The 11,008-nt window shown below is 42.3% G+C and carries 14 protein-coding genes; 9 read left to right on the top strand and 5 right to left on the bottom strand.

Annotation, left to right across the window (positions count from 1 at the left end; genetic code table 11):
• The first annotated feature begins 369 nt into the window (after positions 1-369).
• The 7 genes from V7K79_RS19515 to V7K79_RS19485 all read left to right on the top strand — a co-directional run bounded on the left by V7K79_RS19515 (position 370) and on the right by V7K79_RS19485 (position 5,427).
• Positions 370-666 (top strand): hypothetical protein, encoded by a 297-nt coding sequence (locus V7K79_RS19515; RefSeq protein ID WP_335049646.1) that lies wholly within the window; start codon positions 370-372, stop codon positions 664-666.
• Entirely contained in the window at positions 563-2,149 is a 1,587-nt protein-coding gene (locus tag V7K79_RS19510) for a Mu transposase C-terminal domain-containing protein (RefSeq protein ID WP_335049645.1), read from the top strand. Before V7K79_RS19515 ends, V7K79_RS19510 begins: the two co-directional genes overlap by 104 nt.
• A gap of 3 nt (positions 2,150-2,152) precedes the next feature.
• Entirely contained in the window at positions 2,153-2,986 is an 834-nt protein-coding gene (locus V7K79_RS19505) for a TniB family NTP-binding protein (RefSeq protein WP_335049643.1), read from the top strand.
• Positions 2,986-3,519, top strand: coding sequence for a TniQ family protein (locus tag V7K79_RS19500; protein WP_335049642.1), 534 nt, complete (start codon positions 2,986-2,988; stop codon positions 3,517-3,519). Before V7K79_RS19505 ends, V7K79_RS19500 begins: the two co-directional genes overlap by 1 nt.
• Before the next feature lie 224 nt (positions 3,520-3,743).
• Entirely contained in the window at positions 3,744-4,739 is a 996-nt protein-coding gene (locus V7K79_RS19495; RefSeq protein ID WP_335049641.1) for an ImmA/IrrE family metallo-endopeptidase, read from the top strand.
• 37 nt (positions 4,740-4,776) lie between these two features.
• Positions 4,777-5,133 (top strand): hypothetical protein, encoded by a 357-nt coding sequence (locus V7K79_RS19490; protein WP_335049640.1) that lies wholly within the window; start codon positions 4,777-4,779, stop codon positions 5,131-5,133.
• 42 nt (positions 5,134-5,175) lie between these two features.
• Complete coding sequence (locus tag V7K79_RS19485) at positions 5,176-5,427, top strand: hypothetical protein (protein WP_335049639.1); 252 nt, start codon at positions 5,176-5,178, stop codon at positions 5,425-5,427.
• Between the two features lie 244 nt (positions 5,428-5,671).
• Here the strand turns inward: V7K79_RS19485 and V7K79_RS19480 are convergent, their stop codons facing one another.
• The 3 genes from V7K79_RS19480 to V7K79_RS19470 all read right to left on the bottom strand — a co-directional run bounded on the left by V7K79_RS19480 (position 5,672) and on the right by V7K79_RS19470 (position 6,832).
• Positions 5,672-5,872: a hypothetical protein gene (locus V7K79_RS19480; RefSeq protein WP_335049638.1), complete on the bottom strand. Its 201-nt coding sequence runs from the start codon at positions 5,870-5,872 to the stop codon at positions 5,672-5,674.
• A gap of 103 nt (positions 5,873-5,975) precedes the next feature.
• Positions 5,976-6,278, bottom strand: coding sequence for a helix-turn-helix domain-containing protein (locus V7K79_RS19475; RefSeq protein WP_335049637.1), 303 nt, complete (start codon positions 6,276-6,278; stop codon positions 5,976-5,978).
• Positions 6,275-6,832, bottom strand: coding sequence for a hypothetical protein (locus V7K79_RS19470; RefSeq protein ID WP_335049636.1), 558 nt, complete (start codon positions 6,830-6,832; stop codon positions 6,275-6,277). Before V7K79_RS19470 ends, V7K79_RS19475 begins: the two co-directional genes overlap by 4 nt.
• Positions 6,833-6,962: 130 nt before the next feature.
• Here V7K79_RS19470 and V7K79_RS19465 point away from each other — a divergent pair, with 130 nt between their 5' ends.
• The gene (locus V7K79_RS19465; RefSeq protein WP_335049635.1) at positions 6,963-7,175 is read left to right on the top strand and encodes a ribbon-helix-helix domain-containing protein; all 213 of its coding nucleotides are present in this window, start codon (positions 6,963-6,965) and stop codon (positions 7,173-7,175) included.
• Positions 7,176-7,445: 270 nt separating this feature from the next.
• On the top strand, positions 7,446-8,048 hold the full coding sequence (locus tag V7K79_RS19460; RefSeq protein ID WP_012411910.1) for a BrxA family protein: 603 nt from the start codon (positions 7,446-7,448) through the stop codon (positions 8,046-8,048).
• On the opposite strand, the gene brxL is transcribed toward V7K79_RS19460, so the two are convergent.
• The gene (gene brxL / locus V7K79_RS19455; protein WP_335049634.1) at positions 8,045-10,063 is read right to left on the bottom strand and encodes a protease Lon-related BREX system protein BrxL; all 2,019 of its coding nucleotides are present in this window, start codon (positions 10,061-10,063) and stop codon (positions 8,045-8,047) included. The two genes, V7K79_RS19460 and brxL, sit on opposite strands and share 4 nt — an antisense overlap.
• A gap of 91 nt (positions 10,064-10,154) precedes the next feature.
• Positions 10,155-10,868, bottom strand: a complete 714-nt coding sequence (locus tag V7K79_RS19450) for a hypothetical protein (RefSeq protein ID WP_335049644.1) — start codon at positions 10,866-10,868, stop codon at positions 10,155-10,157.
• Between the last annotated feature and the right edge of the window lie 140 nt (positions 10,869-11,008).

Raw genomic sequence — 11,008 nt, 5'->3', positions numbered from 1 at the left:
AAATGCCCGAATGTTCCCATGTTTATTGTCTAGTTGTTTGGCGCTCGGTACGGCGCAGCCGCACCGTCGCTTGTGACAGTTGCGTAAGTCCTGATATTGACAGATTATGTACAGTGACTAATTATCTGTCGTCGAGACAAATTAATGTCATCCATTAAAATCTTGCTCAGTATAGGTTACAGCGTTTTAGTAGTATTAGGATAACATCTTGACAGTGACAGATTAGCTGTCATTTTGGGTAATAGTGACAAATTAGCTGTCGCTTCATCAGAGATAAAAAAGCTTTTGTGTATTTTCATAATGACAAATTGACTGTCGCTTTCTGTTGAAGTAGAATAACAATATGTTTTTATAAAAAAGCTTTGCATTATGAACAGTCAGCAAAATCCTGATTTAGCTGTTCATCCCTCGGCAATTCCTATAGAAGGCTTACTAGGAGAAAGCGATATAACTCTTGAGAAAAATGTAATTGCCACACAACTCTCAGAGTCAGCCCAACTCAAGGCTAGAGGTAATCCAAAGTTTACTGGAACCCTGCGATCGCACAACCTATGGACAAAAGTTGCGGGAAGCAGCAGAGAAACTAGGTGTATCGTTACGAACGGTACAAAGGTTGGTGAAAAACTGGGAACACGATGGCTTAGTCGGACTCACTCAAACAGGTAGGGCTGATAAAGGAAAACATCGCATTGGTGAGTTTTGGGAAAAATTCATTACCAAAACCTACAACGAGGGTAACAAGGGTAGTAAACGTATGACCCCTAAACAAGTTGCTCTCAGAGTCGAGGCTAAAGCCCGTGAGTTAAAGGACTCTAAGCCGCCCAATTACAAAACCGTGTTACGGGTATTAGCGCCCATATTAGAAAAGCAAGAGAAAGCCAAGAGTATTCGTAGCCCTGGATGGAGAGGAACTACGCTTTCAGTTAAAACCCGTGAAGGGAAAGATTTATCAGTTGATTACAGTAACCATGTTTGGCAATGTGACCATACCCGTGTAGATGTGTTGCTCGTGGATCAACATGGTGAATTACTAAGTCGTCCCTGGCTAACAACAGTAATTGATACTTACTCTCGTTGCATCATGGGTATCAACTTGGGCTTTGATCCACCCAGTTCTGAGGTAGTAGCATTAGCGTTACGCCATGCAATTCTACCCAAACAGTACGGTTTCGAGTACAAACTACATTGTGAGTGGGGAACCTATGGTAAGGCAGAACATTTTTATACTGATGGCGGTAAAGACTTTCGCTCTAACCACTTGAGTCAGATTGGAGCGCAATTAGGGTTTGTCTGTCACTTACGCGTTAGCGAAGCGGCTCTGAAAGAGCGTCGCCCTTCTGAAGGTGGAGTAGTGGAACGTCCTTTCAAAACGTTAAATGACCAACTATTTTCCACGCTTCCTGGATACACCGGATCTAATGTACAGGAACGCCCAGAAGATGCGGAGAAAGACGCAAGACTTTCTTTACGAGAACTAGAACAGTTACTTGTACGTTACATCGTAGATCGTTACAACCAAAGTATTGATGCGCGGATGGGCGACCAAACTCGCTTTGAACGTTGGGAAGCAGGTTTGCCTACAGTACCAGTACCAATACCAGAACGAGATTTGGATATCTGTTTAATGAAGCAATCACGGCGCACTGTACAAAGAGGTGGTTGCTTGCAGTTCCAAAACTTGATGTATCGAGGAGAATATCTGGCAGGTTATGCCGGAGAAACTGTCAACTTAAGGTTTGATCCCAGAGACATTACAACAATTTTGGTTTATCGCCAAGAGAAAAATCAGGAAGTATTTTTAACTCGCGCTCACGCTCAAGGTTTGGAGACAGAGCAGCTGGCATTAGATGAGGCTGAGGCAGCAAGTCGCAGACTCCGTACCGCAGGGAAAACTATCAGTAACCAATCATTATTACAAGAAGTTGTTGACCGCGATGCACTTGTAGCTACCAAGAAAAGTCGTAAAGAGCGTCAAAAATTGGAACAGGCTGTTTTGCGATCTGCTGCGGTTGATGAAAGTAAAACAGAATCCTTACCTTCCGAAATAATTGAACCAGATGAAGTGGAATCTACTACTGAGGTTCACTCTCAATACGAAGACATTGAGGTGTGGGACTATGAACAACTTCGTGAAGAATATGGGTTGTAAACAATGACAGAAGCTCAAGCGATCGCCCAGCAGTTAGGTGGGGTAAAACTAGACGATGAGTGGTTACAAGCTGAAATTGCTCGTCTTAGAAGTAAAAGCATTGTTGTGCCGCTAGAACAAGTAAAAAAGCTCCATGAGTGGTTGCATGGCAAACGCAAGGCAAGGCAGTCCTGTAGAGTTGTAGGGGAATCACGAACTGGCAAGACAGTTGCTTGTGATGCCTATAGATTAAGGCATAAACCATTGAAAGAAATTGGAAGACCTCCAATTGTTCCTGTGGTTTATATTGAACCCAATCAAAAATGTACTTCTAAAGATTTGTTCAAAGAGATTATTGAGTACCTGAATTTTCGGGCAACAAAGGGGACTGTATCAGATTTCCGTGGAAGAGCGATGGAAGTACTCAAAGGATGTGGAGTAGAAATGCTAATTATTGACGAGGCTGACCGTTTGAAGCCAGAAACATTTGCTGATGTGCGTGATATTTATGACAAGTTAGGAATTGCTGTTGTCTTGGTGGGTACAGATCGTTTGGATGCGGTGATGAAGCGAGATGAGCAAGTTTACAATCGTTTTCGGGCTTGTCATCGTTTTGGGAAGTTGTCAGGAGATGATTTTAAAAAGACAGTAAAAGCTTGGGAAGATAATATTTTGAAGCTACCTGTTGCGTCTAATCTAATCAGCAAAGCTATGCTCGAAATTCTTACTTTGGCAACAGAAGGTTACATTGGGCGGTTGGATGAAATTCTTAGAGAAGCAGCAATCCGTTCTTTATCAAGGGGATTGAAGAAGATTGACAAGGCTGTTTTACAGGAAGCAGCTAGGGAGTACAAATAATGGCAGCAACAAATATTGAGCCTTGGCTATTCTTGATTAAACCCTATGAAGGGGAAAGCCTGAGCCACTTTCTTGGCAGGTTCAGACGTGCCAACCATTTATCCGCAAGTGGGTTGGGTAGTTTGGCAGGGATTGGTGCTGTAGTGGCACGGTGGGAAAGATTTCATTTTAACCCTCGCCCTAGTCAACAGGAATTGGAAGCGATCGCATCTGTAGTAGAAGTGGATGCCCAAAGGTTAGCCCAGATGTTACCACCTGCTGGAGTGGGAATGCAGCATGAGCCAATTCGCTTGTGTGGGGCTTGTTATGCTGAAGCGCCTTGTCACAGAATTGAGTGGCAGTATAAGTCGGTGTGGAAGTGTGATCGCCACGAACTCAAACTTTTAGCGAAGTGTCCAAATTGTGAAGCTCCTCTCAAAATGCCTGCGCTGTGGGAGGATGGGTGCTGTCATAGGTGTCGAAGACCGTTTGCGGAAATGGCAGCGTATCAGAAGCCTGTTATTAACTTGAGAAGCTTAAATGCTGATTCTTGATTATTAGTAGTGATAGCTGTATAGATTAAGTACAAATGTACTATAATTAAAGGAATAGTCTGTTTAAAACTCTGGTTCTTTTTGCTGCATATTTGCATACTCAATGTAAAGGCAATTTTCATCGTGGCATAATGGTGTCACTATATAGATAACGTCGTTATATTAATTTTTTTGTAATTCATAACAAGGGGCCACATATTGAGAATAGGCAGAGGAGGGAAATTATGAATAAAACCCTTGAAATGCCAATGCTGTATAAACGCTTATCAAAAGTGGGATTACCGCCAAAGTTTATTCAAGAAAAAGCCTTACCTGAATGGTGGGATGCAGAACTTGAAAATAATCCTGTAGCTGTTTTAGAAGCGGCAGGACGTATTGCTAAACGTTTAGGGCTAGATATGGCATCAGTTCTTGATCCTGATGCTCCTATTACTTTTAAGCAAGTAATTCGCCCTAAATTTAAGAAGATACAAAAAAATTCTGATGAGAGCCGGTTAATTGTTGCTCAAGGGCTAGCTACTCGCGTAGCTGAGATGGTTACGTATGCCTGTAAAAGACCTTTTACAGATATGGCAACAAATGCATTTGAAATTAGGAATTTTATCCTGAAAAATAATTTTTACATAGACCTTGATGCTATTCTCAGATTTTGCTGGAATTGTGGTATTCCAGTAGTCCATTTTTCTGAGTTTCCTAAAGGAAGCATTAAGATGGATGGTATGGCGGCAGTGATTAATGACCGTCCAGTAATTGTACTTAGTTCTAATCGTAGGTACTCTGCTTACTTGCTTTTTATCATTCTTCATGAAATTGGGCATATCGTTAGTGGTCATGTTAAGGACTGTGTTCTGATTGATGAAAAGATAGTTAAAGAAGCAGAAGATAAGGAAGAGCAAGAAGCAAATGAGTTTGCTGAGGTTATTCTTTTTGGGGAGAAAAATAAATATGCATGGGCTAAGATATCTGACTCGATACAACTAACGCGAATGGTGCGGCAATTAGGCAATAAAGATGCAGTAGATCCTGGCGCTTTAGCATTAAATTATGCTTGGCAAGCAGAACAAAAACAAGACTGGGCAATTGCCCAAGGTGCATTAAAGATAATTGAACCTGTAGCTAATGCATCAGTTAAAATCAATAGTTATCTTGAAAAAGAGCTAAATTGGGAAAAATTAGACACAGACAGCGAAGAATACCTTAAACTCGTAACAGGAGTATAATTGCTCCTAAGTAAAGGAGTGAAATAGGAGCAAGTCTTTGCTGCTGTATTTTACAGATAACGATGTAATTTTAAAGCTGGCAGCCTACCAAATCTTTTGGGAAATGGTTGCTAGCTTAAATATTAAAAACGAAAATATTCGTATATTGCCTACTGCGGCGAAAGTTTTTAGCGGTTCTCGAAAAATTAGTAAGCAATTTAAACCGACTAGCATAGAAAGGGCGAAACAAATAACGGATAGATGTAAAACAATAGATGACTATGCTATCTGTAGTACTTCAGAATACCAAATGTTAGCTTGTACAGATGGAATTGATGTGGGTGAGGCTTTACTTGTTGCTGCAACTCAAACGGAAGAAGATTTTTATTTGCTTACGTCAGATAAACGATTTTAAAAATCGTTAGCATTATCTAGCTTCAACGACGTTAAACAAAGATTGTATAAAAAAGCTATTTGTTTAGAGCAGCTAATAATTCATGTAATTGACCATGCTGGATTTGACTTGGTATGTCGTAGAATGGCATCGGCAGATGCTTGTGACCAAGTTATTTCTGAGGCATTTCAGTTGGGTAAACAAACAAAACACCAGGATGCAGTTAAAGTGCTGAACCAAGCAATCCAAGACTTACGTGCAAAGACAGGAAATTTACTGATAGATTCTGTTTTAGTTGTCCAGACAAAACTATAAGACTAAAACTTTATAATTTGCCTAATTTTTATTGAAATACTTAGTGTAAATTTATAGTAATATCAAGACTTTTAGCTAGATCGCGTTGTATAAATTTATAAATTTGGATTTTTGCTCCAATCTTTCATAAATGCGATCGCTACTCAATTTACTTGTTATCCAAAAGCCTATTAATCTGCAAAATCCTTCCTTATCTTGACAAACTTAATGGAAGGATTTTGCGGTAAGTGTTTTATGCCTGATGTTACTTTAAAGCAGTCAAATCTTGTTGCTCTAACACCACATTAAAAATTAGTGTAAAACTTACGCTGGGGATGAGTCGGCGCAAAACTTGTAGATGAGCTTCTGCATCACTGCGGCGACGAAAACGAGCTATAATCTGGTTCTGCATATTAGGTTTAAGTCGGACTATACACCAAGGACTGAGCTTTTCAAGGTAGGTCATCGAATTCTCCTGGTAAAATCTGTAATTTCCAAGACAAAAGCCAGCCTACTGTGACGGTGGCTGGCAAGAAATATCAAATTGATATTGAAATTAGATTCAATTCCTACTCACTCTTGTCTGGAAAACAAAGCTTCTGCAACACTTCTTCGGGGATATCCTCAAAGTGTCCCAGCAAAAAGTTCATCAGCGCCAGGTGGCGTAAATCGGCTGGCATGGGGCGGCGGTAGTTTTTACCTCTAGCAAACCAGCGTCGAACGGTGGAAAGGGAACGATCGCAAATCTGAGCCATTTGTTCGTAGTTTACCTGCCATTTGGAGTAAAACTGCTTCGGAGTCATGCCCAGTTGACAGTAACTGTAGAGTTGCATCAAATCTTGTTCTCGCTGCTTGAATGGATGAGGATTCATAAGTCTGTTTCCTCGCTGATTGGTTCTAAATCCTCTTCCCAAGCAATATCGGCAGAAGTCCAAGTAGCACTGGGGCTATTTTTGCTCAACCAAATCAGATAACACCAATTCCAGCAGCAGTGATCGCAAGCAAAGCTATAAAATCTACCAATGACAATACCCCAGTCAGTATTGCTTTCATTGGAGAGCCAACGCAAGCGATCGCCATATAAAAATCTGGGTGTCTTTGCTACATCGGGAAAGTTAGCGGGAAGCTCAATAGATGCGTCAGGGCATTTGAGGTTAATCAAGCTTGGGACTATATCTTGGTTACTGTGCCGGATGAGATTGAGATAAGCGGTAATCAACTTACCATTGAGGCTGTAAGTTAATTGAGAAATCAGAATCGCAGCTAGACTTTCTATTTCTTGTTGCTGGAGTTGTATCCAGGCACTATCAAAGTTAGCATCAGAGTAGTTGTTGAGCTTTGCTAGTAATTCTGTGATGCCGAAATCATCTAAAGCTTGTTGATAAGCTCTGTGTTGATCTGTTTTGTAGCTAACAGGCTTTAACATGGAAAATGTCTCCTGTGATATGGGGGCCAAAAGCCAGCATCCGCCCTGAGAAAGTTGATGGCTGGCTTTTGACTTATCAGTAATTATACGCTAAAACAAAGCGCATTTATGTTTTTTAGTGTGTTTTTATGTGTTTAATATAAAAACAAACAAAATTGCTTATGATGATGAAATGGCAAAAGTAACAGTAACTCTTTACATGGAAGAAGAAGACAAAGAAGCCCTACAATTGTTGGCTGATGCAGAGGAGCGTTCTTTGTCTCAGATGGCAGTGTTAATTGTGAAACGAGCTATCAAACAAGCCCAAAATGAGGGTAAAATTCCTCCAAGTCAGGGAAAATGATGTGTGATGCGATCGCTTGCGTAGAGTGTCCAAAAAAGCTTAACTACAAAAGTCTAAACCTTGGCTGACAAAGGCTAGAGTGTCAGTATACCCAGCAAGACTCAAACAGGATTCCTATATAAATTTCTAGCTACCACGCTTGACGAATATATCAAGGGAGACTTACATAGTAGGATGCCAAAAACCTTCCTCAGCAAGATTATTGCTGTACGATAGCTTACCGTCTGGATTTGAGAAAGGTTTCTGCCTGTCTTTGTTACTCTTACTACTATGACTGAAACGGCTTATGCTGCTCGTACTAACCACGCTTTTGTTTTGACTGAAACCCTGCGAGTTGCTGAACTGATGTACCAAGGTGCAACCCAGGAAGATATTCGGCAACGGGTATTGGTGGATGATTTATTTCAACTACGCTCCCAAGTTTCTCGTGAGCGGGCGCTACAAACTGTTCTCAAACGCCTTCAACAAGTGCCAGAGGAATATATTCAATTAATTGCCACTAGTAACCCTGATACCCGTCGATTCACCATATTGTTCCTGATTCTGCAAGAACACCGCCTTCTGCGCGAACTCATCGCTGAAGTCCTGCTGGACAAAATTAAAGGTTTTGATTATGTCGTAACGACTGCTGACTTGCGAACCTTCTTTGAAGGAAAGCGAGATCAAAATTCAACTGTGGCTGCATGGTCAAACTCCACCTATAAAAAGGCTGCTAGCAACACCTTACTAGTGCTAGTAAATGCGGGTCTATTGCAACCCACGTCCCCAAGAGGAAATTATCAAATTCGTTCTGTGCCGGTGCCATCAGCTTTGCGTCAACAATTACTCGCTGATGGGCTAGCTCATTACCTGACTCTCATGCTTGATTTTTAATCGACTGCTAACGCTTTAAATACTGCGTCTACGGGGTCAGCGTAAAATGATGTTTGAAATTTAGCAAATAATTCTGGCGGAACACTGCCCAAGTCCACGGCACTTGCCATTGGTAAGAGGATACGTTTAGCGCCAGCATCAAAGGCTACTTGTAGGCTACCCGCTAGGTTACTGACGGGTGTAATCGTCCCACCAATGGTCATTTCCCCAAATATCGCAAATTGTGTTTGAACACTTCGTTTTAGAGAAGCAGAACATAACGAAACGAACAATGCTAATCCGCTCTCCTGCGGTGCCCCAGCCCCTTGCAAGTCTAATAACTGAAGCAAAAAATTCAAATTACTTGGGTGAATGCTACTGCTGACTCTTTGAGCGTTAGCTTTGAAGTAATTCATCGCAATGTTCAAACTGTCCTTCATCTTGCCAGCCGTCGCTACACCAGTGCGTACTAACTTGCCACCACCAGGTACTGCTTGCAGTTCAAGTTTAAATGCTCCGATTATGCCGCTATCCCCAGTGCTGACAAAGTGCAAGTGACCGGGAGTTAGCATTTCCTGACTAATCAAGCTCGAACCGCCCTGTTCCGGTACTGAGACAAAATGCTCATCTAGAGTTTCCAAGTCGATGTAGCTGAAATGCACATCGTAAAATTCCATTCCGCCAATTTTCTTTAACTGTTCTTTCACCCGCCGTCGCACCCGCAGCCCATACACTAGGGCTTCGCGCACATCTTCCTTACTAAATGAGCCATCTGGGAAAAGCAGTTTCAGCAGCCCTGATACAGTTTTGCGAACTGCTTGAACATCTCGTTGCTTAAGATTGTTACCTAGTCTGAAGTGGAGGTCTATGGCATCGGCAAAACTGCGTTTACGCATTTCCCGCAGCCACTCTGCTAAGTAATCGACAATAAACCCGTACTGGTTGGTAAAATTCTCTGGGCTAAATTTGGGGATTTCCCAGCCAGGAATATAAGCGTGAAAACGGTCGAAGAAGGCGGTGTCAATCATGGCTTCGGGGAAAGGTGCCAGCAGGTGTGAGGTCTTCACTAAGCATTCCACGCTTTGATTAATGTTGCCGACAAAGACCATAGAAGCATTAGCGGTAATCTCCGCCTTACCGCGTGCAAAAGAACCTGATGCCATGTAGTCTTTCATGATTTGCACACCGTCGTTATCATGGAAGCTCATGCCTGCTACTTCATCAAAGGCAACCACGTCAAATAAACTTACTAGTCCTACGCGACGATTGGACATATTGTAGAAAAGATTCGCTACTGTAGTTTTTCCACCGGAAACCAAGATTGAGTTAGGAGAAACTTCTTTGTAGACATGGGATTTACCTGTAGAACGGGGGCCTAGTTCACAGCAATTGTAGTTATTTTCACAAAGAGCTACCAAACGGGCAAGTAGATGCCATTTTACATCTTCGCTGACGGTAGTGGGTTCCAGTCCTGTTGACCGAATCAGCAGGTCAATCCATTCACTGCGGGTAAAAGCTGGGCGACCCGCAAACAATTCATCCATATCCACACTAGGCATTTGGATAGGTTTGAGGCTTCCGACAATGAAGGGGCTGGGTTTGGTTCCGGCTTCGTATTCAAGTTGTAAAATACACCAGATACCACCACCCAGAAGCTTTTGGTTGGGTTTGACAATTTCTGGATCAATGACTACGCCTTTGACACCCAGGTTCATTAAGGTTCCCTGGTAGATATCATCTCTGTCGTTGAGTGTTACCGTTACCCGGTCAATGATGGTGAATCGTCCCAATTCCCGAATTTTAGATTTGATCTGTTCTGCTTCATCAGGACGGACGTAATTCTGTGCCAGGATGTTTTTTACACGAGTAACGCCCTCCTCAATGGTGGTTTCGTCGTCGGTGGCGCAGTACATACCAAGTAGGTATTCCAGCACATACACTGGTACATTAGCACCTTCTTTAATACGTTTAGTCAGGTCTTTACGTACTACCTTTCCAGGGTAAATGCTGTTTAGCTTTTGATTCAGGTCATGCATACAAGGGTTATGAACTGCTGGTGATTATTCTGAGATGATTGAAGTCAGTTGGTTAATAATCCAACATCTAAAATCTTGTGACTATATTGGCTCAGAAATCTCCAAAGTCGTTAGCGATTCCTAAACTAACTGCCCAGGTTTCTCGGAGCAATTCACTCTCATCGTCTGCATCCTTAACTATTAAATAGACGTTACTAGGGGGATTAGCAGTAGTTACGGTCAACCTTAAGTTAATTTCCCGATCGCTCGGATGTGGGCTAGTGCTGCTTAAGTTTGCTCCTCGCACATCTGTTATCAGTGTATTAGTTTGGGGATCGTAGAAAGCAACTGTAATTTGACGCGATCGCCATCTCCCCTCAACTGCATCACTTTGTACTAATGTCAATGTAAAACGATTATTCGTTACCCGCCGAACTCTGGCACTTACCTGTACCCCTACTTTCCGGGCTGGGCCTTCGTCTCCTTTAACCGCCCGTTGGTGATGATAGGTGATAACTGGTACGCAGACTTCTTGGAGAGATGCCCCGCCGTGGACAAACTGCGCTCCTGCACCTTGGACGGCAAAGCGTAAACTACCACGGGGAACGATCGCAACTGTGCCATTTTCTGTATAGGGAAGGTTAAAGTGCAGTAAGGTTGAGTCATTCAGCTGTTCTCGTGCTAACAGGTAGCGGCGTTTGCTTTCCAATACTGCTTCACCACTTGGTAGGGGTCGCTTGTCTGCCTCTTGAATGGGGCGACGTTGGTATAAAAAACCGTGGTCTGAGGTGATGATAACGTTTGTACCATTGATAGAATTACAAATTTTCTTTACCAGCCGTAGCAGTTCGCTAATTGCTGTTTTGCAAGCTGATAAGCTGCTACGCAGCTAAATTTAATAAACAGCATTACCTTTGTTTTTAATCTTACGCTCCCATTTAATAACAAGACCTCCTTCATTTAGCA

This window comes from Nostoc sp. (assembly GCF_036917575.1).
Classification (GTDB): Bacteria; Cyanobacteriota; Cyanobacteriia; order Cyanobacteriales; family Nostocaceae; genus Nostoc.
The sequence above is the reverse complement of the archived record's forward strand: the minus strand, read 5'-3'. Positions and strand labels throughout refer to the sequence as shown.

What these genes read in the sequence shown, in the direction of transcription:
- V7K79_RS19515 (WP_335049646.1), top strand. Translation starts at nt 370, where the DNA reads ATGAACAGTCAGCAAAATCCTGATTTAGCTGTTCATCCCTCGGCAATT.
- V7K79_RS19505 (WP_335049643.1), top strand. Translation starts at nt 2,153, where the DNA reads ATGACAGAAGCTCAAGCGATCGCCCAGCAGTTAGGTGGGGTAAAACTA.
- V7K79_RS19500 (WP_335049642.1), top strand. Translation starts at nt 2,986, where the DNA reads ATGGCAGCAACAAATATTGAGCCTTGGCTATTCTTGATTAAACCCTAT.
- V7K79_RS19495 (WP_335049641.1), top strand. Translation starts at nt 3,744, where the DNA reads ATGAATAAAACCCTTGAAATGCCAATGCTGTATAAACGCTTATCAAAA.
- V7K79_RS19480 (WP_335049638.1), bottom strand. Translation starts at nt 5,872, where the DNA reads ATGACCTACCTTGAAAAGCTCAGTCCTTGGTGTATAGTCCGACTTAAA.
- V7K79_RS19475 (WP_335049637.1), bottom strand. Translation starts at nt 6,278, where the DNA reads ATGAATCCTCATCCATTCAAGCAGCGAGAACAAGATTTGATGCAACTC.
- V7K79_RS19470 (WP_335049636.1), bottom strand. Translation starts at nt 6,832, where the DNA reads ATGTTAAAGCCTGTTAGCTACAAAACAGATCAACACAGAGCTTATCAA.
- V7K79_RS19460 (WP_012411910.1), top strand. Translation starts at nt 7,446, where the DNA reads ATGACTGAAACGGCTTATGCTGCTCGTACTAACCACGCTTTTGTTTTG.
- brxL (WP_335049634.1), bottom strand. Translation starts at nt 10,063, where the DNA reads ATGCATGACCTGAATCAAAAGCTAAACAGCATTTACCCTGGAAAGGTA.